At 62.0% G+C, this 24,717-nt stretch carries 21 protein-coding genes and 2 pseudogenes; 9 read left to right on the top strand and 14 right to left on the bottom strand.

Annotation, left to right across the window (positions count from 1 at the left end; all coding sequences use genetic code 11):
• Positions 1-10: 10 nt before the first annotated feature.
• Positions 11-291, top strand: a pseudogene (locus tag BLS08_RS07650) (diacylglycerol kinase).
• On the opposite strand, the gene BLS08_RS07645 reads toward BLS08_RS07650, so the two are convergent.
• Both BLS08_RS07645 and BLS08_RS07640 read right to left on the bottom strand, forming a co-directional pair.
• Positions 292-756, bottom strand: a complete 465-nt coding sequence (locus BLS08_RS07645; protein WP_017677152.1) for a DUF3859 domain-containing protein — start codon at positions 754-756, stop codon at positions 292-294.
• Between the two features lie 66 nt (positions 757-822).
• On the bottom strand, positions 823-1,833 hold the full coding sequence (locus BLS08_RS07640; RefSeq protein ID WP_017677153.1) for an amidohydrolase family protein: 1,011 nt from the start codon (positions 1,831-1,833) through the stop codon (positions 823-825).
• 247 nt (positions 1,834-2,080) lie between these two features.
• Here BLS08_RS07640 and BLS08_RS07635 point away from each other — a divergent pair, with 247 nt between their 5' ends.
• From BLS08_RS07635 to BLS08_RS07605, 7 genes are all read left to right on the top strand, one after another.
• Positions 2,081-3,475: a methyl-accepting chemotaxis protein gene (locus tag BLS08_RS07635; RefSeq protein ID WP_017677154.1), complete on the top strand. Its 1,395-nt coding sequence runs from the start codon at positions 2,081-2,083 to the stop codon at positions 3,473-3,475.
• 59 nt (positions 3,476-3,534) lie between these two features.
• Positions 3,535-3,936, top strand: a complete 402-nt coding sequence (locus BLS08_RS07630; protein ID WP_017677155.1) for an OsmC family protein — start codon at positions 3,535-3,537, stop codon at positions 3,934-3,936.
• A complete protein-coding gene (locus BLS08_RS07625; protein WP_017677156.1) occupies positions 3,933-4,793 on the top strand; it encodes a pirin family protein in 861 nt (286 codons plus the stop codon). Before BLS08_RS07630 ends, BLS08_RS07625 begins: the two co-directional genes overlap by 4 nt.
• 59 nt (positions 4,794-4,852) lie before the next feature.
• Positions 4,853-5,665, top strand: a complete 813-nt coding sequence (locus BLS08_RS07620) for an FG-GAP repeat protein (protein ID WP_017677157.1) — start codon at positions 4,853-4,855, stop codon at positions 5,663-5,665.
• A gap of 119 nt (positions 5,666-5,784) precedes the next feature.
• Positions 5,785-6,333: a sigma-70 family RNA polymerase sigma factor gene (locus BLS08_RS07615; protein WP_017677158.1), complete on the top strand. Its 549-nt coding sequence runs from the start codon at positions 5,785-5,787 to the stop codon at positions 6,331-6,333.
• On the top strand, positions 6,330-7,043 hold the full coding sequence (locus BLS08_RS07610) for an anti-sigma factor (protein ID WP_017677159.1): 714 nt from the start codon (positions 6,330-6,332) through the stop codon (positions 7,041-7,043). The genes BLS08_RS07615 and BLS08_RS07610 overlap by 4 nt, the downstream gene beginning before the upstream one ends.
• Before the next feature lie 185 nt (positions 7,044-7,228).
• On the top strand, positions 7,229-8,008 hold the full coding sequence (locus BLS08_RS07605; protein WP_017677160.1) for a DUF4394 domain-containing protein: 780 nt from the start codon (positions 7,229-7,231) through the stop codon (positions 8,006-8,008).
• A 61-nt stretch (positions 8,009-8,069) separates the two neighbouring features.
• Here BLS08_RS07605 and BLS08_RS07600 read toward each other — a convergent pair whose 3' ends face one another.
• The 7 genes from BLS08_RS07600 to BLS08_RS07565 form a co-directional block, all read right to left on the bottom strand.
• A complete protein-coding gene (locus BLS08_RS07600; RefSeq protein WP_017677161.1) occupies positions 8,070-8,858 on the bottom strand; it encodes a dienelactone hydrolase family protein in 789 nt (262 codons plus the stop codon).
• 107 nt (positions 8,859-8,965) lie between these two features.
• Positions 8,966-9,958 carry a response regulator gene (locus BLS08_RS07595; RefSeq protein WP_017677162.1) on the bottom strand — a complete coding sequence of 331 codons (993 nt, stop codon included), beginning with the start codon at positions 9,956-9,958 and terminating at the stop codon, positions 8,966-8,968.
• A complete protein-coding gene (locus tag BLS08_RS07590; protein WP_236699060.1) occupies positions 9,955-13,596 on the bottom strand; it encodes a PAS domain S-box protein in 3,642 nt (1,213 codons plus the stop codon). The genes BLS08_RS07595 and BLS08_RS07590 overlap by 4 nt, the downstream gene beginning before the upstream one ends.
• A gap of 187 nt (positions 13,597-13,783) precedes the next feature.
• On the bottom strand, positions 13,784-15,688 hold the full coding sequence (htpG, locus tag BLS08_RS07585; RefSeq protein WP_003460566.1) for a molecular chaperone HtpG: 1,905 nt from the start codon (positions 15,686-15,688) through the stop codon (positions 13,784-13,786).
• A gap of 299 nt (positions 15,689-15,987) precedes the next feature.
• Entirely contained in the window at positions 15,988-17,235 is a 1,248-nt protein-coding gene (locus tag BLS08_RS07575) for a hypothetical protein (protein ID WP_055985516.1), read from the bottom strand.
• Positions 17,236-17,304: 69 nt separating this feature from the next.
• A complete protein-coding gene (locus BLS08_RS07570) occupies positions 17,305-17,751 on the bottom strand; it encodes a PaaI family thioesterase (RefSeq protein WP_055985513.1) in 447 nt (148 codons plus the stop codon).
• The gene (locus BLS08_RS07565) at positions 17,748-18,227 is read right to left on the bottom strand and encodes a PaaI family thioesterase (protein WP_003460574.1); all 480 of its coding nucleotides are present in this window, start codon (positions 18,225-18,227) and stop codon (positions 17,748-17,750) included. The genes BLS08_RS07570 and BLS08_RS07565 overlap by 4 nt, the downstream gene beginning before the upstream one ends.
• 173 nt (positions 18,228-18,400) lie before the next feature.
• Between BLS08_RS07565 and BLS08_RS07560 the strand changes: the two genes are divergently transcribed.
• On the top strand, positions 18,401-18,697 hold the full coding sequence (locus BLS08_RS07560) for a hypothetical protein (RefSeq protein ID WP_003460576.1): 297 nt from the start codon (positions 18,401-18,403) through the stop codon (positions 18,695-18,697).
• 42 nt (positions 18,698-18,739) lie between these two features.
• Here BLS08_RS07560 and BLS08_RS07555 read toward each other — a convergent pair.
• From BLS08_RS07555 to BLS08_RS07535, 5 genes and pseudogenes are all read right to left on the bottom strand, one after another.
• Positions 18,740-19,126, bottom strand: a pseudogene (locus BLS08_RS07555) (MAPEG family protein).
• Positions 19,123-19,857 (bottom strand): DUF599 domain-containing protein, encoded by a 735-nt coding sequence (locus BLS08_RS07550; RefSeq protein WP_055985509.1) that lies wholly within the window; start codon positions 19,855-19,857, stop codon positions 19,123-19,125. Before BLS08_RS07550 ends, BLS08_RS07555 begins: the two are co-directional and overlap by 4 nt.
• 105 nt (positions 19,858-19,962) lie before the next feature.
• Positions 19,963-21,279: a branched-chain amino acid transport system II carrier protein gene (gene brnQ, locus BLS08_RS07545; protein ID WP_017677170.1), complete on the bottom strand. Its 1,317-nt coding sequence runs from the start codon at positions 21,277-21,279 to the stop codon at positions 19,963-19,965.
• A gap of 360 nt (positions 21,280-21,639) precedes the next feature.
• Positions 21,640-23,025: a cysteine--tRNA ligase gene (gene cysS / locus BLS08_RS07540; RefSeq protein ID WP_017677171.1), complete on the bottom strand. Its 1,386-nt coding sequence runs from the start codon at positions 23,023-23,025 to the stop codon at positions 21,640-21,642.
• Complete coding sequence (locus tag BLS08_RS07535) at positions 23,025-24,689, bottom strand: glutamine--tRNA ligase/YqeY domain fusion protein (RefSeq protein ID WP_017677172.1); 1,665 nt, start codon at positions 24,687-24,689, stop codon at positions 23,025-23,027. Before BLS08_RS07535 ends, cysS begins: the two co-directional genes overlap by 1 nt.
• Positions 24,690-24,717: the final 28 nt, after the last annotated feature.

Below are 24,717 nucleotides of genomic sequence, written 5' to 3'. Positions count from 1 at the left end.
CCCGGCCTGAATGCGCTGTCGTTCAAGGGCCATCGCGACCTGGCGCGCATATTCGCTCGCCGGGCTGCGCGCCGCCTACCAGGGCGAAGCTGTGTTCCGCCAGCTGGTTGAACCTGGTGCTGGTGCCGCCATTGGCGCTGGTGGTGGAACTGCTCAATTCCGCCATCACGGCGGTGGCTGACCGCATCTCTCTGAACCTGCACCCGCTGTCCAAACAGACCAAGGACATGGGCAGCGCAAATGGTCGCGCTGCTGATGATCACCCTGACCTGGGCGATCATCCTGCTCTGATCAGCGCACGGTGAAACGTTGTTCGGCCAGCTTGCGATCTCCCTGATAGACGATGAAATGCCATTCACCGGGCACCACTTCGTGGTGCTCGGTGAATTCGAAGGCCATCACGTCCTGCGGCGCACCGACTACCAGCTTCTGCTGCACCTCGAACTTGTCATGACGCTGACCATCCGGGGTGACCACGCCGGGCGTGAGGTACAACAACGTCAGTGGAATATCACCCTCACGCTTGCCGGCCAGGCTGTAACGCATGCCGAACTTGGTACCGAGCTTGGCGGGAATCTGCTCGGTGCGCTCGATTTCCTGATTGCTGCGGGTCAGCACCCGCTCGCCGGGCTGGTAGTCCTGATACTGGCTGCTGAAGATGCCGTATTCCACCGGCCCTTCGACACGGACGTCAGCCTGGCTCAGACCTGCCCAGGCGAATAGACCGGCCATCATGGCCACTCGGGTGTAATGCATGGTGCGCTCCTCGTTGAGATGAACGCGAGCCTATGACACCCGAGTGACAGCCTGATGACAGATGCGCTAGCGATCCAGCTCGGCCTGCACCTTGCGCGGCAATACGGAAAGGAAGTTATCGCGCGCCACCTTGTGCGCGACGTCCTCTGGCAAGGCATTGAGGAAGGGATCGAAGCCCTTCATGTACTCGCCCAGGCTGCCGAAACGGCCAACCACATCCGAGCCCAGCATGAAGCGCTCCGGATAACTGCTGACCAGATGCACCCACTTCGCATCAGGCGCGCCGCTCTCGTCGAGCAGGTAGGGGCGCAACATGGTCCAGGACAGGTCGATATACAGGTTCGGGTACTGTCCGAGCATGCGTTCGACCGTCTCCAGGAGGAAGTCGAGCTTCTCCTGATGACGATGAATCTCGGCACTGGTACCGGCATGCGCCCAGATGAAGCGCACGTGCGGATGGTTTCGCAGCGGCGCCTCGATTTCCTGCAGATAGATCGGCTCGCGCTCACGCTTGGAGGTGATGTTCGAATGCAGCATCACCGGCAGGTCGTACTCGGCGGCCAGATGAAAAACCCGCGCCAGCGCTTCGTTGTTGGCACGCGGCGCACTGCCATGAATCAGCGCGGTGAGATCGTCATGCCGGGTGAAGACCTCGCCGATGCCCTGCCACAGGCCGGGGTCCAGCTCGAGCATACGGCGGATATGCGCGTCGGCGTTCTTGTCGTTGGGATTGAAGCCGGAAAGAAACGGATGGAAGCGCTTGCGCTGCTCGGCGGGCAGACGCTTGTAGGCGGCCGCGATGAACACGTCGGTAGCGCTGTACCAATAGGCATTGGCGTCATCACCAGCGTAATAACGCGGACGCTTGGGCTCGTCCTCATCCCACTTCTTGGCCACCGGAATACCGGAGAACATCACATGATCGACGTTGTTTTCCGCCATCTTCTCCAGCAGTTCGTCCATGCCGGCGCTTTCCTGGAAGAAGTCGACGTAGTGCAGGTGGGCGTCGCTGTAGCGGTATTCGCGGGCCTGGGCGCTGCAGACGATAACGGCACTGAGCGCGAGTATCCATGGCATCGTTCGAGATGTGAGCAAGGCGAGTCCTCCTGACGGTACGAGCAGCATAGACCGCCGAGCGGCCCGGCAAGTTCGGAGATCACCCCACGTCATTCGCATCAGCGCCCTCAAAAGAAGCAGGCAACCAGAGGCCGCACCAAGCCGGAACATTAATAGCTGGCTAACGGCCTGAAACGGCCATGGGTACGTCAGCCAATGATGGCACCTCGCTTGCAGTGTCCGAGGTAGACCAGACAGGGGAATCACCATGTTGCAGTTGCTGCGCAAGCCAGCCCGCAAGGCCCAGGACGAGGCCGCATTGGACGCTTTGTTCCAACAGCACGACCTCACGACTCGCCTCCCGGAGGACTACCAGTGGATGGCGCGCCTGAATGATTTCAGCGCCGGCCTCCAGCAACGTATCCGCGCCAGCCTCGGCGCCGCTGTCGGCATCGCCGCGCATGCGCCACAACTGGCGCGCATCGCCGCTGCCAACCAACAAAGCGGGCAGACGCTGGCACAGTCATCGGAGTTGATCGCCAGCGCCAGCGAGCAGGTCACCACCACACTGGACGCCGAACTGGTGCCCGGTGCCGGCGAAGTTGCGCGCTTGTCCGCCGAGGTTTCCGCCACCCTCAACCAATGCCAGCAAAGCGGCCAGGCGGTACTACGGCAGGTCGAAGTGATCGACGCCAGCGAGGCGCAACTGGCTCAGGTGATCCAGCAACTGGCCGGACAGCTCGATGAAGTGAGCAAGGTCATTGGTGTGATCGCCAGCATCTCCCAACAGACCAATCTGCTCGCCCTGAACGCCGCCATCGAGGCCGCACGCGCGGGTGAACATGGTCGGGGCTTCGCCGTGGTCGCCGAGGAAGTGCGGCGTTTGGCTGGCCATACCACCGATGCCACCGGCCAGGTCAGTGGCATCATCGAGCGTTTCCGCGAAGGCATGCAGCAGCTCGGCAGTGCCGGCCAGCACATGAACCAGGCGGTGGCCGACGGCCGCACCGGCATTCTCGCCGTCAGCGGCGGACTGGACAGCACGCGCCAGGCCATGGATCGCCTGGACGCTCAGGTCGGCCAGATCGCCGCCGGCACCGAGCAGATCGGCCAGGCGGTGCGCTCGATCAACGGCGATGTGCAAAACATCGCCCAGGTCGCTGGCGAGCTGCTTGGCAAGGCAGGTCAGGTGCTGCATCACAGCAAGGCCGTGCGCGAAGACGGTGATCGCCTGCTCGCTGGGCTCGGCGACTTCCGTCTGGAAATTCACGCAGCCGTGCGCGCCAGCGTCGAACAACTGGCCAAACGCCCCGAGCTGGCCAGCGACGTGACAGCGGCCGAACGACTGCTTGCCAATACGCTGACGCGCGACAGCCGTTTCGAGCTGTTCTATCTGGTAGACAGCCGCGGCGTGCAGATTTCCGAGAACGTCTTCGCCGCCGATGTGGCGCACGGTGAGGATGCCAGCTGTCGCGGCCGCGACTGGAGCCAACGCCCCTGGTTCCGCGCCGTGGCCGAGCGCATGGAGAGCCATATCACCCAGGTCTACCGCTCCTCGGCCACAGACGACTTCTGCTTTACCGTTTCAGTCCCCATTGTCGATGAGCGCGGGCAACTCCTGCGTGTGCTGGGAGCGGACGTGAGGCTCTCGGCACTGGTGTGATCGGTGCCGGCTGGGCTAGGCTGGCCACTGTCGATTCGTCACAACTCAAGAGAAGCGCCATGATCCGTATTCACAATAACAAGGGCCTGCAGCAGCAGATCGAAATCGGCTCGCACCAGCTCATCGGCGACGTCTCGCCCGAGCAGGGCGGGGATGGCGCCGGACCGGAACCGCACGATCTGTTCGACGCAGCCCTCGGCACCTGCAAGGCCATGACCCTGCTGCTCTATGCGCGCCAACGCGGCCTCCCGCTGGAAGGCATCGACGTGCACGTCGAGCGTGACGACAGCGAGGAGCGTCAGGGCAACTACCGCCTGATCGTCGACCTGGCGCTCAAGGGGCCATTGGACGAGACGCAGCGCCAGCAACTGCTGCGCGTGGCGGACAAATGTCCGATCCACAAGCTGATGACCACCACCGACATCCAGATCGAGACCCGCCTGGCGGGAGCTCCGGCATGAGCGAGTTACAGCTGATCCGCCCGCGCGCCGAGGACATTTCCGGCCAACCGATTCTGCGCCCCCTGCCCTCGGCACGCTTTCGCAGCATCGGCCCCTTCGTGTTCTTCGATCACATGCTGGAGCATGACTACCCGGCCGGCAAAGGCATGAACATTGCCCAGCATCCGCATATCGGCCTATCCACCCTCACCTACCTGTTCGAAGGCCAGCTGCAGCACAAGGACAGCCTGGGTTCGGACCAACTGGTGGGCCCCGGTGACGTCAGCTGGATGACTGCAGGGCGCGCCGTCGCCCATGTCGAACGTACGCCGCCCGAGCAGCTCGGACAGAACAAGCGAGCCCACGGTCTGCAGGTATGGCTGGCTTTGCCAGAAGCCGAGGAACAGTGCGAACCGGCTTACAGCCATCACCCCGCCGCTTCGCTACCCCGCAGCGAAGCCATGGGCGTGCAGATCACCCTGATCGCCGGCAGTGGTTTCTGCCTCGAATCACCAGTACCGGTTCACTCACCGACCCTGTATGCCGAGCTGCGCCTGGCCGCCGGAGCCAACCTGCTGATACCCACCGAGCACAGCGAACGAGCCCTGTACCTGATCGATGGCGAAGCCGAGCTGGATGGCGAGCCCCTGCCCCGGCATACCATGGCGGTGATCCCGGCAGGCGAAACGCCCGTGCTCAGCGCATGCGGCGAATGCCACTTGGCCCTGATCGGCGGCGAACCCATTGGCCCACGGCGAATCAACTGGAACTTCGTCGCCACGACCCCGGAGCTGATCGATCAGGCGCGCCAGCGCTGGGCAGCGGGCGACTGGCCGCAAGTACCAGGCGAAACCACGCGCATCGAACTGCCGCGCTGAAACCGCCCCATCAACGACAGGCGCGCAAAGGCGCCTGTCGCTCGCAAAGGATTGCCCTCTTGCCCTCGTATCGCCCCCTCGCTGTCCTGCTGCTGTTGCCCACATTGGCCCTGGCTGATCTACCCCGTTTCGAACCTGAGCCCGGGCGGCATGCCCAGGTACAACAGCAAGGCGAAGGCTATTTTCTGCTGCAACCCGACGGCAGCCATCTGGAACTGAGCATCCCCGAAGGCAACGACGCAGAACCGCCGAGCTTCGCCGTCGAGGACTACGACTTCGACGGCCATCCGGATCTGGCGATTCGCGTGCCGGCCGGGATGGTCAACTCCGCCTACCACGTTTACCTCTACCGCCCGGCCCTGCGCCGTTTCGAGCAGTTGCAGATACCGCCTGCGCTGATGGAACGCGTCAATTGCGCATGGCTGTCGGAGCTGCAGCCCGACAGTGAGGAACGAGCGCTCTACAGCCACTGCCGCAGCGGACCACGCTGGTACTACGACGCCTATCGCTTCGCTGAATCCGGTGCCCCCTGGCTGTACAAGACGCTGCAAGTACGTCACGACTACGATCCGGATGCACCTGTGTTTTTTCCTGTGTTCGAGAAAACACTCGATCCTCAAGGCCGGGTCATCGCCAGCCACGCGATCGACGACGGTGACCAGCCAATTACCTGGACTGTGCCCGCCCCACGTCTTTATCTCCACGCACGCCCTGAAGAAACCAGCCGGACCAAGGCCTACCTGATCGAAGGGGACGTCTGCGAAGTCCTGGATCAGCAGGGACGCTGGCTACAGATTCGCTACGCCTCGCGCAAGGGCCCGCTGGAGCACTGGGTTTCACTCGACGAGGCCTACGCCCAGGCTCAGCCCTGAAGCCTCACCCATTGAATGCATTGCAACGCCTTCGCAGTTTTTTGTTACCTGTGCGTGATCCAGAAGCGCAGTAGCCGGGTATAAGCTGCATGCGGATTTCTCAGGCCAACGGATGACCCATGGCAGATCGCGAGTTCGATTACGAAAGCACCCTGGAAGCCTGCGCACGCGGCGACGAACGTGCCTTCCAGACGCTCTACCGGCAAGAGGCCGGGCAATTGCTCGGCCTGGCCATCAGCATGCTGGGCCGCCGTGATATTGCCGAGGACTGTCTGCACGACGCTTTCGTGCGTATCTGGCAGCACGCCGCGCGCTATCGGCGCGAACTGGGCAGCGGTCGCGCCTGGGTGCATAGCATCCTGCGCTATCGCGTACTCAATGCCCTACGCAGTGGCAACCGGCATGCCGAAGTGGACGATGACTTCATCGAACGTGTGCTCGACGACAGCCCGCAGGCCGAAGCACAGGCGCTGGAGCAATCCGAGCAGCGCCTGCTGCGTCGCTGCCTGCAGCGCCTGGAAAGGCCGCGCCGCCATCCGATCCTGCTGGCGTTCTACCGTGGCCTGACCCACGAGCAGATCGCCAGCCGCCTGAGCACACCGCTGGGCACCATCAAAGGCCGTATCCGCGCCGGCCTGCGCGCGCTGCAGGAGTGTCTGCAAGCATGATTCCGCACGAACCCGAAGAACGCCGTGCCCTGATTGGCGAATACCTGCTCGGCTTGCTCGATGAGCATGAAGCGGCCGAGGTGCGCCAGTTGCTCGAAGAGGATGAGAGTGCCGCTCGTATGGCCCTGGAATGGGAACGACACTTTCTCGAACTGAGCGACCAGCTACCGGCACATGCGCCCTCCCCGGCACTCTGGGCACGTATTCGGCAGAGTCTGGGCCTGCACGTTGAGCCACATCCGAGCCCGCTGGCCAACTGGTGGAACAGCCTGCTGACCTGGCGCCTGACTGCCGCCGCGCTGGCCATGGCGCTGCTGGTCGCCGTGCTGATGCCGCTGCTGCGCACCCCGGATATCGCCGGAGAACGCTATACCGTGGTGCTGCAGCAGCCAGGCGAAGCGGCCAAACCCGGTTGGGTGATCCAGGTCAGCAGCGATGGCACGCTCTCGCTCGATCCGCTGGTCGCCGATCAGGTCCCTGAAGGTCGCGACTTGCAATTCTGGACGCTGATCGATCCGGCCGACGGCCCACGCTCGCTGGGCCTGGTCGAGGCTGGCCAGCCGCTGCGCCTGCCTGCCGAACAGATCGGCGCGGTGCAGCCGGGGCAACTCTTCGAGCTAACACTGGAACCGGCCGGCGGCTCGCCCTACAACCGCCCAAGCGGCCCGGTGCTGTATATTGGTCGCGCCGTGCTGGCCAGCGCCAACTGAGTGGGTTGCCGGCCACATGGCCGGCAACCTTTCCCCCCCCGATTACCCTGCGGTAAAAAATATTTTCCTCCGCCGACATCCAACTCCGTTCCTCGCGGGTATAGCTCACAGGTGTTTCGTCGAGGCACCTGCGAAGCCGGCCAGCCGGCTTCGTCTCGATGCTGAAACCTTTATGAGGAACAACCATGAAACGCATCACTACCCTTTGCACCGCCAGCCTGCTGACCCTGAGCGCAGGTGCCGCCAGCGCCACCGAACTGCTCGCACTGGGCGCCGATGGCAAGCTGTTCAAGGTCGATGTCGCCAGCCTCAAGGTCACCGCCAGCATGGTGGTCAGTGGCGCCAGCGACCTGCGCGGCCTGGATTTGCGTCCGGCCAGCGGTCAGCTCTACGCCCTCAGCGGTACCGATCAGCTCTACACCCTGGACGCCACAAGCGGTAAAGCAACTGCAGGTAGCAAGCTGCAAACTGCGCTGTCCGGCAGCGGCCAGGCGGTGGTCGATTTCAACCCGGTGGCCGACCGCCTGCGCCTGCTCGGCCCGGACGGCACCAGCCTGCGGGTAAACGTCGATACTGGTGAAGTGGCCGTAGACGGCAAGGTCGCCTACGCCACCGACGGCCCCTACGCGGGCAAGCAACCCAAGGTGGTCGCCGGCGCCTACACCAATTCCTATGCCGGTACGCAGAGCACGGCGCTGTACAACATCGACCTGGCCAGCAGCAGCCTGATGCTGCAGAACCCGCCAAACGATGGCGTGCAGCAACTGGTCGGCAAGGTCGCCGATGGCCTCAAGGCAGCTGCGCTGGATATCGCCAGCGACGGCAAGGGTGGCAACACCGCCTACGTATTGACCGGCAAGACCCTACACCAGCTGGATCTGACCAGCGGCAAGCCCACCACCCTGGGCGACGTCGCCGATCTGCCGGACGGCATCATCGACATCGCCGTGCTGCCCGCGAAGTAAGATGAAAAAAGGCTGCGCCCATCGGGCGCAGCCTTTCGTTCAACGCATCGCAAACCTGGCGTCACTGCTCGGCGAATACCTCATCGAACAGATCGTTCATCGCCTTGAATGCTCGCGCGGCGACCACCGGATGGTATTCGTTGCGACCCGGCACGTTGGCCTTGGGGTTGGTGAACGAGTGCACGGCGCCGCCGTAGCTCACCAATTGCCAATCAGTCTTGGCCGCCTTCATCTCGGCGATGAAGCCGTCGACCTGCGCCTGCGGTACGGCAGGATCATCAGCCCCATGCAGTACCAGTACCGGCGCCTTGATGTTCTGGGCATCGGCCGGATTGGGCGTATCCAGATTGCCGTGGAAGGATACGAAGCCTTTCAGCGGCGCCCCAGAGCGCGCGAGTTCCAGCACCGTGCCGCCACCGAAGCAGAAGCCGATAGCACCCAGCTTGCTCAGATCCAGTGCCACCTCGCCGTTCTGCGCCTTGAGTACCTCGACTGCAGCCTGCGCACGCTTACGCATCAGCGGGCGATCTGCACGTACGGCAGTGGCCGCGGCCCCTGCTTCTTCGGCATTGCTGGGACGAATGGATTTACCGTACATGTCGGCGACGAACACCACGTATTTGTCGCCTGCCGCGCGGGCGGCCTTGGCCACGGTGTCTTCATTCACCCCCATCCAGTTGGGAACGGCGAGCAGCCCAGGGCGCGGCGTGGTGACCGAATCGTCGTAAACCAGCACGCCTTCGAAGGCTTCGCCATCGATTTCGTACGCAACTGTCTTGGTCACGACCGCCGCATCGGCAAGACCGGCGAATGCGGCGCACAACAGGGGAACCAGTGTCTTCTTCTGCATGATGAGACCTGCCCTTGGCAATGGTAGGCCCCTAACAATAGCCTCACCTTCGACAATGACCAAGTCGAGAGGAGGCGGGTTTTAGACAGGAGATTTCAAGCGGCAGGTTATTCGGCCCAGCGTTCCTTGATCTGCAGAATCTCGGGCAAACAAGCGATGAACAGCTCGACCAGACGGGGATCGAAGTGGCGCCCACTCTGTTCACGCAGGAAACCGACTGCATCGTCCACGGACCAGGCCTGTTTGTAAGGGCGCACGCTGGTCAGCGCGTCGAACACATCGGCAATGGCGACGATGCGGCCCTCCAGGGGAATGTCCTCGCCACTCAGACCGTTGGGGTAGCCGCTGCCATCCCACTTCTCATGGTGCGACAGGGCAATGCGTTGCGCTGTGCGCAGCAGCCCCGAGCTGTGCTCGCCGATTATCCGCGCACCGATCTCCACGTGCTGGCGCATCACCTGCCACTCCTGCTCGTCGAGCTTGCCCGGCTTGCGCAGCACGGCGTCGGGAATACCGATCTTGCCGACATCGTGCATCGGTGCCGCATTGAGCAGTTCCTCGGCCGCGCTTTCGCTGAAACCGGCGGCCAGCGCCAGCACCTTGGAGAAATGGCTCATGCGAATGACGTGCAGGCCGGTCTCGTTGTCCTTGTACTCGGCGGCCATGCCCAGGCGCTGGACAATCTGCAGGCGAGTCTGTTTGAGCTCATCGACACGCACCAGCGACAGGTGAGTACGCACCCGGGCACGCACGATGGGCGGGCTGATCGGCTTGGTGATGTAGTCCACCGCACCAACTTCGAAGCCGTGTGCCTCATCCTCGACATCGCCCAGAGCGGTCACGAAGATCACCGGAATCGTTTTTAGCAGAGGATTGGCCTTGAGCCGCTCGCAGACCTCGTAACCGGTCATGCCCGGCATCATCACATCGAGCAGAATCAGGTCAGGCCGTTCACGTTCGGCCATTTCCAGCGCGCGCGAACCCTCCTTGGCGAATAGCAGGCGATAGTCCTCTTGCAGGATATGGCGCAGCACCTGCAGGTTGGTGGGTTCGTCATCGACCAGCAGCAACAGCGGACGAGTATCGGCAGCCAGGGTCATGATGGGGTCGTTTCCTCGTCTTGCAGTTGCAGCAACAGTCGATCGAGCACCAGCAGAGCCTGATCGAAATCGAAATCTTCCAGCGCCTGACGCATATCGCTGAGCGCGGCGCCATAGGCTGTGCCCCTGGCGGCCTGCTCCATGACAGCAAGGGTTTCATCGTCCAGGCCGCCCCGCTGTAGCGCCTGCCGCAGCTGAATTGCCTGTTCACGCAGCATGGGCAAGTCGACGGCCGCGCTTTCAGCCGAAGATACGACTTCCGGCACCTGCGGCACCACGTCCTTGACCGTCAGCAGAGCCTGCTCGAGTTCCACGATCAGTGCAGGCAACGCCTGCTCGTCTCGCCGCTGAAAGGCCTGCTCGATCGACTGTCCAAGGCTGGCAAGGCTGCTCATGGCCAGGTTGCCGGCGGCGCCGTGCAGACGATGCGCGAGCGCCTCGCCCTCGCGCCAGTCGCGCGCCGCCAGCAGATGGCTGAGACGCGCCGCCAGAGCATGCTGTTCGGCAATGAAGGTATTGATCGCCTGCGCCATACGCAGCGGCCCGCCCCACAGGCTGCTGCCACGGACCCAGTCGAACAGGCCATCTTCGGCAACCCGGGTGGCACTGACCACTGCGCTGGGTACATCGGTCAGCCCGAGCAGGCGGGCGATTTCCCAGAGCAGCGCGTTGACATCCAGTGGCTTCGAAGCAAAGCCATTCATACCCGAGTCCAGGGCGGCCTGACGATCCTGATCAAGCACGCTGGCGGTCAGGGCAATGATCGGAATCGGCTCTCGTGCCTCGGCGGTTTCCAGTTGGCGGATCCGCCGCGACGCTTCCAGACCGTCGACACCCGGCATCTGCACATCCATCAGGATCAGATCGAAACGTTGCTCGGTGAATGCCTGCAGTGCACCTTCACCATCAGCGACGCAGTGTACGCGATGGCCAAAATGCTCCAGGGTCAGTTGCAGCAGCTCGAGGTTCTGCGGCACGTCATCGGCCGCAAGAATGTTCAACTGCCCCAGCTCAGGCAGCACGGCACGTTGCTGCGAGGCCAGACGCTTGCCGGCACGCAGCGGCAACTCGACGCTGAAGCAGCTGCCCTGCCCTTCGGTACTTTCGACCCGCAAACGCCCCCCCATCAACTCGACCAACTGCCGGGAGATGGTGGTGCCGAGGCCGGTACCGCCAAAGCGCCGGCTCATCGAGGCATCAGCCTGAGCGAAAGGCTCGAAGATCTTCTCCAGGCGATCGGCTGCGATACCGATGCCGGTGTCCTTCACCGCCAGGCGCATCGCGCCCGGCTCACCCGTCACTTTCAGGCGAACCTCGCCGTGCAGGGTGAACTTGACCGCATTACCGAGCAGGTTGGTCAGGACCTGTTGCAAACGCAGTGGGTCACCACAGAAGAACTCGTTGGTCGTTGCCGGGTAATCCAGATGCAGCTGCAGGCCTTTGCTTTCGGCCGTCAGGCGCTGCGTCGCGAGTACCTGCTCGCACAGCTCACGCAGGGAGAAATCCAGTTGTTCCAGCTCGATGGCACCACGGTCGAGCTTCGCCGTGTCGAGGATGTCATTGAGCAAGCCCAGCAACGAACGCGACGAATGCTGCACGGTGCTCAGATGGCGACGTTGCTCGCTGGAAAGCGGCGTTTCCAGCAGCAGGTCGGTAAAGCCGATGATGGCATTCATCGGCGTACGAATTTCATGGCTCATGTTGGCCAGGAAGCTGCTGCGCGCGGCAGCGGCGGCTTCGGCGCGATCACGGGCAGCCCGCAGATCCTGTTCCATGACGCGGCGCGGGGTCAGGTCGGTCGCCAACTTGACGACCTTGAACGGCTTGCCGTCGGTATCGAGGATCGGGTTGTAGCTGGCCTGAATCCAGACTTCCCGCCCGCCCTTACCAAAGCGGTGGTATTCACCTGCTCGAAAATGACCTGCACGCAGATCCACCCAACCCTGGCGATAAGCATCGCTTGCCACCAGCTCAGGATCGCAGAACATGCCGTGGTGGCGCCCTATCACCTCCGCCTTGTCATAACCAAACAACGCCAGTGCATTGTCGTTGATGTCGAGGATATTGCCGTCGAGGTCGAACTCGATCAGTGCCATCGCCTTGCTGATCGCGGTGACCTTGCCTTCGTATTCGGCATTGCGCCGCTTGGTTTCGGTCTGGTCGAGCAATACGCCATCGATCCAGCGCGGCACACCGTTTTCGTCGCAAACTGCGCTACCACTTTCCCAGATCCAGTGTTCCGCGCCATCGCGGTCGAACAAGCGGTATTCGACAACGTAGTTGCGGCCTTGCTCGATAGCCTGCATCACCTCGGCGGCGACTCGCTGATAGTCGTCCGGGTGATACATATCGGCAATCGAACAGCGGCGACTGATGAAATCCTCCGCACTCCAACCGGTGAGGGGCTGCACCGCATCGCTGATAAATATCATGGTCCAGTCCTGATCCAGCGTGCAGCGGAACGACACACCAGGAATGTTGCTGATCAACGAACGGTACTGCTGCTCGCTGTCACGCAGGGCCTTCTCCATGGCTTGTCTTTCGCTGATATCGGCGACGAATACCACGAACAGCGGACGGCTGCCTGAATGGGTGATGCCAACGCTGATGCGCACCAATTTCTCTTCGCCGTCACGGGTCAGACACACCAGTTCCTGCTCACCGGCCGGCATCGTCAGGCGACCCGTTCTAAGGTAGTTCGCCAGCAGCACCTCCACCTGCTCGACATGGCGAGCAGGCATCAGTGAGCGCATGTGCATGCCCACCAACTCCTCCGGCGTCCAGCCGAACAGACGCGAGACCGCGCGATTGGCCGAGCGCAACGTGCCGGTGTGATCGACGGTGATGATGGCATCCAGAGCCGTGTCGAAGATCGAGCGCAAATGCTGCTCGCTGGCCTTGAGTTGAAGACTCATGCGGCGGTAGCGCAGCAGCGTATTGACCGCCACCACGAAGACTGTCAGAGCGACGGTCAGCAGCGTGATGGCAATGGCGATATAACCACTGTCGACCACCGCCATCGGAGCTTCGGACTCCGGCGTACCGACGAAACGCGCCGCAGCCATGCCGGTGTAGTGCATGCCACTGATCGCCAGGCCCATCACCAGGGCGCTGAGCAGAAGCGCCCAGAGGGTCGGCAAACGCCCCTCCAGACCGAAGCGTACCCACAACGCCAGAATGGCCAGGGCGACGGCAACGACGATGGACAGGGCGAACATCCAGGGGTCATAGCGCAGCAGCGGCGCCATCTGCATCGCCGCCATACCGCTGTAGTGCATGGCTCCGATACCGGCTCCGACCAGTACGCCCCCCACACACAGCTGCAACAGGCTCAAGTCACGCCGCGCCAGCAGGCTCAGCGCGACCCACGAAGCAGCCAGGCTCGGCAGCATCGACAGTAGCGTGATGCCCAGATCGAATCGCACCGCCGCACACAGCTCGAAGGCGAGCATGCCGAGAAAATGCATGGACCAGATGCCGCCGCCAAGAGCGAGCGAACCGGTGAGAATGGTGATTTGCCTGGCGACCGGATGCGAACTGTCGCGTGCTTCGCCAGCCAGCTGCAGCGCCATGCCGGCGGCGAATACAGCAATAGCCAGCGACAGCAGCACCAGGGACGTGTCGTAACTACTGAGCACAAGGACACTCGGGTCCGCGCCCATCAAGAAGAACAACTCGAGAATCGACATACAACCCCAAGGCACCGGCAGAAAGCCAGCCAATTGCCAGCATCTGAAACGACGGGGTCACACTTGTCAATTAAACCCGATCAATCACACCCATAGAAAAGCCCGCCGAAGCGGGCTTGTCCTATTGCCAGATAGATCAGGCGGAGAGCTCCACCAGCAGCTTGTTCAAGCGCTGCACGTAAGCGGCCGGATCCTTCAGGCTGTCGCCTGCGGCCAAAGCGGCCTGGTCGAAGAGGATGTGCGAGAGATCGGTGAAGCGATCCTCGTCCGGCTCGGCATCCAGGCGCTCGATCAGCGGGTGCGCCGGGTTGAACTCGAAAATCGGCTTGGACTCAGGCACCTTCTGCCCGCTGGCCTCGAGAATCTGACGCATCTGCAGGCCCAGATCCTGTTCGCCAATGGCGAGGATCGCCGGCGAGTCGGTCAGACGATGCGACACACGCACCTCCTTGACCTGTTCGCCCAGCGCGCCCTTGAGACGCTCGATCAGTCCTTCCTTGGCCTTAGCCACTTCCTCCTGGGCCTTCTTGTCCTCTGCCGAGTCCAGCTTGCCCAGATCCAGGTCACCACGGGCCACGTCGACGAATTGCTTGCCGTCGAACTCGGTCAGGTAGCTCATTAGCCACTCGTCGATCCGGTCGGTGAGCAGCAGCACTTCGATGCCCTTCTTGCGGAAGACTTCCAGGTGCGGGCTGTTCTTGATCTGCGCGTAGGATTCGCCGGTGAGGTAGTAGATCTTGTCCTGACCGTCCTTGACCCGGCCCAGGTAGTCAGCCAGCGAAACCGACTGCTCGTCGCCCTCGCCAGCGGTGGAGGCGAAACGCAGCAAACCGGCGATCTTCTCCTTGTTGGCGAAGTCTTCCGCCGGGCCCTCCTTGAGCACTTGACCGAAGGCCTTCCAGAACACCTTGTAGTCGTCCGGCTTGTCCTTGGCCAGATTCTCCAGCATGTCCAGTACGCGCTTGGTCAGCGCCGACTTCATCGAATCGATGATCGGGCCGGACTGCAGGATTTCGCGGGAAACGTTTAGCGACAGGTCATTGGAATCGACCACTCCCTTGATGAAACGCAGGTACAGCGGCAGGAATTGATCGGCCTGATCCATGATGAACACGCGCTGCACGTAGAGCTTGAGGCCCTTGGGTGCTTCGCGGTGATACAGGTCGAACGGTGCACGGCCCGGCACGTAGAGCAGCGAGGTGTACTCCAGCTTGCCTTCGACCTTGTTGTGGCTCCAGGTCAGCGGGTTCTCGAAGTCATGGCCAACGTGCTTGTAGAACTCCTGATATTCCTCGTCCTTGATTTCGGTACGCGGGCGGGTCCACAGGGCGCTGGCGCGGTTGACGGTTTCCCACTCGACTTCGGCAGGCTTGTCCTTTTCTTCGCCATAGTGCTCTTTCGGCATTTCGATGGGCAGGGCGATATGGTCGGAGTACTTCTTGACGATATTGCGCAGGCGCCAGCCATCGGCGAACTCCTCTTCACCGCTCTTCAGATGCAGAACGATGCGGGTACCACGCTCGGCTTTCTCGACGGTGGCGACTTCGAACTCGCCTTCACCTTTGGATGACCAATGCACGCCTTCGCTGGCCGGGCTACCGGCACGGCGGCTGAACACCTCGACCTCGTCGGCGACGATGAAGGCAGAATAGAAGCCCACACCGAACTGGCCGATCAGGTGCGAATCCTTCTTCTGGTCACCGGAGAGATTTTTCAGGAAGTCGGCAGTGCCGGACTTGGCGATGGTGCCCAGGTGCGCGATGACTTCCTCGCGGCTCATACCGATACCGTTGTCTTCGAGGGTGACGGTCTTGGCATCCTTGTCGAACGACAGGCGGATCTTCAGTTCGGCGCCACCTTCGAGCAGCTCCGGCTTGGCCAGCGCTTCGAAACGCAGCTTGTCAGCGGCGTCTGACGCGTTGGAGATCAACTCGCGCAGGAAGATTTCCTTGTTCGAGTACAGGGAATGGATCATCAGGTGAAGCAGTTGCTTCACCTCGGTCTGGAAGCCCAGGGTTTCTTTTTGAGTTTCCACACTCATGGTCTGCTAACTCCATCTGTAGGACAGGAACCGCTATGGGGTACCTCTAAAAACTACCTGCGTTGCCATCGCTGCGTTAAAAACAGGCTCAAAATGCTCATTTACAACTCGTAAACTCCGCTTTTTCGCCTGTTTTTGCCTTGCGCTGGCTGCCTCGCCTACGTTTTTAGAAGTCCCCATGCGGCGATGACCTACAGATGGGGCCTGCTGGATGAATTTCAAGGGCTTGGAGCAGGCGCATCATCGTCTCGGGCAGGTAAAAACCATCCGCAAGCCGAATATGGCGGGTTGCACCCGCCCTACGGCTCCAGCAGTTCCAGGCGACCGATTTCTTCCGGTTTGAAACTGAAGCTGGCCTGGCCACCGCCACTGCCCATTTGCTGAATGAGGCGAATGCTGCCGTCGGCGTCGAGCCCGGCAAAACGTCCCTCCACCGTGCCGCCACTGGCGCGGCTCAGGCGCATGCTGAGGTTGCGGTACTGTTCCGGGTTGCGCTGCAAATGCGCCAGGCTGAAACGCTGACGACGGTCGACCGGACGACTCAGGCGCTCCTCGACGGCAGTCGCTTCAATTTGTTGTGCCGGTTGCTTGGCCGCAACGGAGGGCAATGCCGGGAAGCGATCGCCCTCCACCATCCAGCCTTGCTCAGAGCGCTTGTGCAAACGAATTGGCAAGCGCTCGTTACGCCCGTCGATCTGCGCGTCAACCTGCAATTCCAGGGTATCGCCCTCGAAGGTGAACACCGGCAGTTTCAACTCGCGCACGTCGCGCGTAGCGAAACGTCGTTGCAGATAGTCCTGCAGGAGATGGGCGATGGTGTCATTGGAGTCGTACCGGGTATCGACCTTGCCATCCACATAGCGCAGGCGATCACGGTACAGCTCGACCCGACCACTCAGGCTGGTCTTGAAGCGTGGCGGCATGACCAGATGGAAATCACCGACCAGCCGATTCGGTTCCTGCGGTTGCAGGTCCAGATGCAGGGTGTAGCCACGACTCAGGCGACGCGCCTCGGGCAGATCCTGCTCCGGCAACAGCCAGCTCAGCTCGACCTCTGGCAGGTTACCGCTGTCCTGGGGCAGCACGTCGATACGTACAGAACCCTCGACTGGCTGCGGCAGGCGGATACTCAGTTCGCGCAGGGCGAAGAAATCCAGGCCTTCGCGCAGCACCAACACGCCATCGATCAGCTCACCCTGCTGCGGGTGAAATGGCTGGCCGTTGAGCTCACCGTCCAGCTCGATGGCAAGCTCGGCCGGCGCCTGCACTTCGGGCTTTAGCCAGTCCAGACGGACGATCGCCGCCAGACGTTCGGCATCCTTGCTCGCCAGCAAGGTCAAGCCCACCACCAGCGGGATGACGCCAAGCCCGATGAGCGTGACCGCGCTACGCGCTCGTCGCCAGTGGCGCACGATGTAGATCAGGGTGATCGGTGGGATCAGACTGCCCCAGCCCCACAACAGGCTGGTGGCGAACGCCCGCATGACCAGCCATACCAGACCGGCCAGCAGCATCACCAGGCCACCAATTATCAGCAACGCATCCATCTACAGGGTCCTTGTTATGATTTCGCTGCGCTGCCGATCCGCTCCAATTGCCGGGCAAGTCTCAACGACTCAGGGCTCATCGACCTTGAAGTGGGCACGGGCGGTGGCAATCGGTTCGGTCTGCCTGGTCTGCCAGGCGGTGATCGCCACGTTGGCCACCCGACGCCCCTGCCGCCAGACCTGGCACTGCGCATAGGTGTCACGATAATGGCCGGCCCGCAGGTAATCTATCGAGAAGTCGATGATTTTGGGCAAATGTGGAATGCCCATGAACATCAATAGATGGAGCATGGCTGCATGCTCCATAAATCCGGCGATTACGCCGCCATGCAGCGCCGGTAATACCGGGTTACCGATGCAGTCGTGGTTGGCTGGCAGACGAAAGACCATGTCGTCGCCCAGACGCAGGCATTCGATGCCCAGTAGCTTGGCGTAGGGGATCAGATTGATCAGCGGGTCATAATCATTCTGCTGGTGCGCACGCGCTACCAGTTGCTCCAGACTCAGCTCGCTCATGCGCCACCGCCTTGCCGGATATTGCGTTTCAGCTCAGCGCCGCCCTGCACGGCCTTGCCCATGCGCATGAAGGCTCCGACCACGTGGGCAATTGGCTGCTCGGGGTCGTCCTGATAGGCATAGCCGCGAGTGAAGATAATGTTGGGCGTGACCCGATAACACTCGGCGAAACCAAAGACGTCCTTGCCGGGCAAGGCCGGGTGCATGTAATCGATGCGCAAATCCAGGGTCGGGCATATTTCGAACTCCGGCAGCACGCAGACCGTGGAGATACCGCAGGTGGTGTCCATCAGCGTGGTAATGGCGCCACCGTGGATCACACCGGTGTCCGGGTTGCCGACAATATGCGGTGCGTAAGGCAAGCGCAGCGTCAGTCCTTTGCTATCGGCCGACTCAACACTCATGCCCAGCACCTGACAATGACGTAGCACGGCCAGAAACCGCTGCGCCCGCTCCTCGATCGACTGCTCACTCATCACACTGCTGCTCTGCCGCAAAAAAGGCTGCGCATGATAGCGCCTTGCTCCCGGACTGACACCCGTCCGGGCCAGCCTTCAAGGCCAAGGGAACTTATTGGCAGCGCCGACATTCAAAGTGACTGTGTGCTCTGGGGTAAGCCCAGCCACTTATAACTCTCACACATGGAGTGATGACCGTGAACAAACCTCTGACTTATGCCCTGCTGCTTGCCACTGCCCTGGGTCTCGCCGCCTGCGAGAAAACCCCGGAAGACAAGATGGAGTCGGCCAAGGAGTCAGTCTCCGAAGCGATGGAGAACCTGGGCGATGCCGCCAAAGACACCGGCGATGCCATCGAACAGAAGACCAACGAAGCCTTGGGTAATGAACCTACCACTGGCGAGAAAATTGAGGATGCGGCCAGCGATGCGGCCGATGCCATCGAGGATGCCGGCGACGAAGCCAAAGACGCTGTGGACGGCCAGTAACCTCCGCTGAGAATCAGGAAGGCCCGCAATGCGGGCCTTCTTTCATTTCAGCGCAGGGCTGATCATCAGCAGCAGGCTACAGGCCAGGCCCACCACCCATACCAGACTGCGCTGCCAGTGCAGATCCCACCAATAGAACAGCAGATACAGCACCCGACTGACGACGAAGGTGACGGCGAGAATGTCGATCAGAAAGCCGTATGTCTGCGTGGTGTGCGACACCTGCCGCGAACAGTGGGAAGGCCTTGATACTATTCAAATGCGCCGCCAGGGCACGCGCGCCGAAACCCGTCAGACGCGCCTGCTGGGCACGCGGGTGATGGTTGTCATAACGACCACCGCCCTCCTCGGCCATGGCCCTGGCCACCGGGCCTTGGCGATGAAGATCAACAAGGCGCTGATGAATACACACCAGAACGGCAGGCTCACTCACTCTTCTCCTTGGCCACCTCGACGGCCGGCGTTGGGGTATACACCATCACTTCCAGCACATCCGAATGGAACTCGCGGCGATACAGCACCACGACCACACCGGCAGTCACCAGCATGAAGAACCAGGGATTGATGAACCACGCCAGGGTTGCCATACCGAAATAGTAGGCGCGCAAACCGAAGTTGAACTGGTTGGCTGCCATCGAGATCACCCGAGCTGTGCGCTCGGCGAAAGCCTTGCGCTCCTGCTCGGTGACATGCCGTTCACCCACCATCGGCGCCGACCCCACCAGCACCGCGGCGAAGTTGTACTGGCGCATGCACCAGCTGAAGGTGAAGAAGGCATAGACGAAGATGATGCACAGGCACAGCAACTTGATCTCGGACAGGCCACGACTGGCCTGTTGCACGAAAGGAATGTCGGCCAGCAACGACAGGGCGCGGTCGGAGGCACCCAGCACGGTGAGGATGCCGGCCAGGATAATCAGCGTGCTGGAGGCGAAGAACGAGGCGTTGCGCTCGAGGTTACCGATCACGTTGGCGTCGGCAATGCGATTGTCACGCAGCAGCATGCGGCGCATCCAGTCTTCACGATACAGATGCAGGACGCTGGCCAGACAGGGGGTGGTTCGCGCCTTCGAGGAGGCATAGCGGGTGTAGCCGCCCCAGCACAGAACAAACCACAGTGCGGCCAGAAAATGAGGCAGGTACGGATAGCTGTTGAGCATGCCAACTCCTTGTAAGACTGCTGCGGATTATAGCCAGGCTGCCTGTTTTCTTGTTCGACAAAAAAGGCCGCCTCGTGGGCAGCCTTGTTTTGTTTCGAGGGTCTATTACGCAGTGGTAGCGCTCTGACGCAGGCCCAGAAGGCGGTCGAGCGCCACCACCAGCACCAGCGTCACCGCCACCGGCAGCAGCCAGCCCAGGCTCTGACCGGCCAGAGGCAGTTGCCCGAACCAGGCGGGGACCTTGTCGGCCCATGGGGTCGCGGCAACACCGTCGGCAACACCGAAGACCAGCGTAACGGCCATCACCGGCACGAAAACCAGCGCCTGGGAAACCCACAGGCGATCGGCCAGGCTCAATGCAACCAGCACGATAGCCAGCGGATACAGCCCCACCAGAACCGGAATCGAGAAACTGATCAGTTGGGTCAGGCCCTGATTGGCCACCACCAGGCTGAACAGACCGAAAACGATTACTACCGTGCGATAGGAAACCGGCAGCAGCTTGCTGAAGAACTCGCCGCAGGCAGTCAACAAGCCAACCGCGGTGGTCAGACAGGCCAGGGTGATGACCACCGCCAGCAGCAGGCTGCCGGGGGTGCCGAAGGTATGTTGCACGTAGGTGGTCAACACCTGCACGCCATTTTGCGCATCACCGGCGATGCCCTGGCTGGTAGCACCGAGATAGAACAGCGCCAGATACACCAGCGACAGACCGATGGCCGCGATAACGCCGGCAATTATCGAATAACGGGTTACCAGGCCTGCATCACTGACACCACGGTCGCGAATGGCGCTGGCGATCACGATGCCAAACACCAGCGCGCCCAGGGTATCCATGGTCAGGTAGCCCTGCAGGAAGCCCTGCACCAGCGGCGCTTCGCGGTAGCTCTCGGCTACCGCGCCAATCTCGCCTGCCGGCGCGAACAGCGCAGCGCCGCCCAGCACCAGCAGCGCTGCGAGCAGTACCGGCGTGATGAATTTACCGATACGGTCGACCAGCTGGCCGGGATTGAGCGAGAGGAACAGCACGGCCGCGAAATACACCAGGGTATAGATCAGCAGCGGCGCCCCTTCGTTACCGGTGAACGGCGCAATGCCCATCTCGAAGGACACCACGGCGGTACGCGGCGTGGCGAACAGCGGACCGATGGCCAGGTAAACCGCTACCGCGAGGATTGCACCCGCCACCTTACCCAGAGGAGCGGTAAGCAGATCCATACCACCGCCCACTCGGGCCAGGGCAACCACAGTCAAAAGCGGCAAGCCGACGCCGGTCAGCAGGAAACCGAGTGCTGCGGGAAGCAGATTCTCCCCGGCGGCAAGACCAGCACTGGGCGGGAAGATGATATTGCCTGCGCCGAGAAACAACGCAAATGTCATGAAGCCGAGGGCCAGGAGGTCCGAGCCTTTCAAACGAGTCATAAAGGGAAATACCACAAGCAGGAAATCGAAGAGTTGCGGGGGTTTCCTTGAGGGATCGGGGAAACGTCGCCCGAGCGTTTGGCTCGAACCACTGCAAGCATCGCCAGGCGCTTGTGGCGCCACGGACACGATAAGGCGCGCATACTAACGAAAAGCGCCCGCCAGCAGCACAGTTGGCGGACGAGCTGTCGAACTGGCGTAACTGACTGTCGCATCGGCAAAAGTTATGGGAAATCTGACCGCCACACTTTCGCCCCCTACCAGGACCGCTCCTTATGGGTCTCGGCAGCTCGCTCACAGCGTAAGAAACCGAAAAATGAAAAAGGCCGCGAAAGCGGCCTTTGTCGTTGAGCGCGAGGCTTACTCGGCCAGGCGCCAGGTGGTACCGCCCTGACCATCTTCCAGCACCACGCCCATGGCGGTGAGCTGGTCGCGGATGCGGTCGCTTTCTGCCCAGTTCTTCTCCGCACGTGCTTGCAGGCGCGCGGCGATCAGCGCATCGACCTCTGCTGCATCGACCTTGCCGGCAGCACCGGCCTGGAGGAAGGCCTCTGGCTCCAGTTGCAGCACGCCAAGCACGCTGGCCAGTTGCTTTAGCTGGGCAGCCAAGCCGGCAGCGGCCTGCACATCGGACTCCCGCAGGCGGTTGACCTCACGGATCATCTCGAACAGCACGGCGCAGGCTTCCGGCGAGTTGAAATCGTCGTCCATCGCCGCGCCGAAGCGCTCGACGAATTCCTCGCCACCGGCAGGCGCGGCTTCCGGCAAGCCTTTGAGGCCGTTGTAGAAACGCTCCAGGGCGCCCTTGGCTTCCTTGAGGCTCTCTTCCGAGTAGTTGATCGGGCTGCGGTAGTGACTGGACACCAGCAGGTAGCGCACCACCTCCGAGTGGTACTTCTCCAGCACCTCGCGAATGGTGAAGAAGTTGCCCAGGCTCTTGGACATCTTCTCGCCATCCACTCGCACCGCGCCGGCGTGCATCCAGGCATTGGCGTACTGCTTGCCGGTGGCCGCCTCGCTCTGCGCGATCTCGTTCTCGTGGTGCGGGAACACCAGATCCGGGCCGCCGCCATGAATGTCGAAAGTCTCGCCCAGGCAGCAGGTGGACATCACCGAGCACTCGATATGCCAGCCCGGGCGCCCTGCGCCCCAAGGCGACTCCCAGCTAGGTTCGCCCGGCTTGACGCCCTTCCACAGGACGAAGTCCAGCGGGTCTTCCTTGGCCTCGTCGACCTCGATGCGCGCACCGATCTTCAGGTCTTCGATCTTCTTGCGCGACAGCTTGCCGTAGCCAACGAACTTGCCGACGCGGTAATACACGTCGCCATTGCCCGGCGCATAGGCATAGCCCTTGTCGATCAGGGTCTGGATCATCTGGTGCATGCCGGCGATATGGCCGGTGGCACGCGGCTCGATGTCCGGGCGCAGCACGCTCAGGCGCGCCTCGTCCTCGTGCATGGCCGCGATCATGCGCTCGACCAGCGCCTCGAACGGCTCGCCGTTGTCGTTGGCGCGCTTGATGATCTTGTCGTCGATGTCGGTGATGTTGCGCACGTAGGTCACGTCGTAGCCGCGCTGGCGCAGCCAGCGGGTGACCACGTCGAAGGCGACCATGACACGGGCGTGACCGATATGGCAGAAGTCATAGACGGTCATGCCGCACACGTACATGCGCACCTGATTGCCGATCAGCGGCTTGAACGGTTCCTTGACCTTGCTGAGCGTGTTGTAGATCGACAGTGCCATTACTGCCCCCAGGAATCGCGCAGCGTGACGGTCCGGTTGAACACCAGCGCATCGGCGGTCGAATCCTTGTCGAGGCAGAAGTAGCCCTCACGCTCGAACTGGAAGCGGTCGTCAGCGCCGGCCTTGGCCAGCGACGGCTCGGCACGGCAGCCGGTGAGCACCACCAACGAATCCGGGTTGATGTTGTCGAGGAAGCTACCGCCCTCCTCGGCTTTCTCCGGGTTGGCCGAGCGGAACAGGCGATCGTACAGACGCACCTCGCACTCGACGCTCTCAGCAGCCGGCACCCAGTGGATCACGCCCTTGACCTTGCGGCCTTCCGGGTTCTTGCCCAGGGTGTTCTCGTCATAGGAGCAGCGCAGCTCGACGATATTGCCAGCGGCGTCCTTGACCGCTTCGTCGGCGCGGATCACATAACTGCCGCGCAGGCGCACTTCGCCACCGGGAATCAGGCGCTTGTAGCCATCGGGCGGGGTTTCTTCGAAGTCGCTGGCGTCGATGTAAATCTCGCGGGAGAACGGCAGCACGCGGGTGCCCATGTCCTGCTTGGGATGGCGCGGCAGTTCGAGGTTCTCGACCTGGCCTTCTGGATAATTGGTGATCACCACTTTCAGCGGTTTGAGCACGCACATGGCACGCGCGGCGTTGGCGTCCAGGTCGTCACGAATGGCGAACTCGAGCATGCCGATGTCCACCAGACCACCGGCGCGGTTGACGCCGATCATGTCGCAGAAGGCGCGGATCGAAGCCGGGGTATAGCCACGGCGACGGTAGCCGGACAGCGTCGACATGCGCGGGTCGTCCCAACCGTTGACGTGCTTCTCGTCCACCAGCTGCTTGAGTTTGCGCTTGCTGGTGATGGTGTAGTTCAGGTTCAGCCGGGCGAATTCGTACTGACGCGGCTGTGCCGGCACCGACAGGTTGGTCAGGAACCACTCGTACAGCGGACGATGGTCCTCGAACTCCAGGGTGCAGATGGAGTGAGTGATGCCCTCGATGGCGTCCGACTGGCCGTGGGTGAAGTCATAGCTCGGGTAGATGCACCACTTGTCACCGGTCTGATGGTGGTGAGCGTGGCGAATGCGATAGAGGATCGGGTCGCGCAGGTTGATGTTCGGCGAAGCCATGTCGATCTTGGCGCGCAGCGAACGGGCGCCATCGGGGAACTCGCCGGCCTTCATGCGGGCGAACAGATCGAGGTTTTCCTCGACACTGCGCTCGCGGAACGGGCTGTTCTTCCCGGGCTCGGTCAGGTTGCCGCGGTACTCGCGCATTTCCTCGGCGTTCAGGTCGCAGACAAAGGCCTTGCCCGCCTTGATCAGCTCGATGGCCCAGGCATGCAGTTGGTCGAAATAGTTGGAGGCGTAGCGCTCCTCACCGGCCCACTTGAAGCCCAGCCATTCGACATCGGCCTTGATCGCGTCGATGTATTCCTGATCTTCCTTGGCCGGATTAGTGTCGTCGAAACGCAGGTTGCACTGGCCGCCGAACTCTTCGGCCAGGCCAAAGTTCAGGCAGATGCTCTTGGCATGGCCGATGTGCAGGTAGCCGTTGGGCTCCGGCGGGAAGCGGGTCACGATCTTGGCGTGCTTGCCGCTGTCCAGATCAGCCTGGACGATGGGGCGCAGGAAGTTGGCAGCTTTTTCGACGGTAGGCTTGCTCATGGTGTCCTTAACAATACTGGCGCGGCAC

Source organism: Ectopseudomonas chengduensis (assembly GCF_900102635.1).
GTDB classification, from domain to species: Bacteria; Pseudomonadota; Gammaproteobacteria; order Pseudomonadales; family Pseudomonadaceae; genus Aquipseudomonas; species Aquipseudomonas chengduensis.
This window is presented reverse-complemented; position numbering and strand designations above follow the sequence as displayed.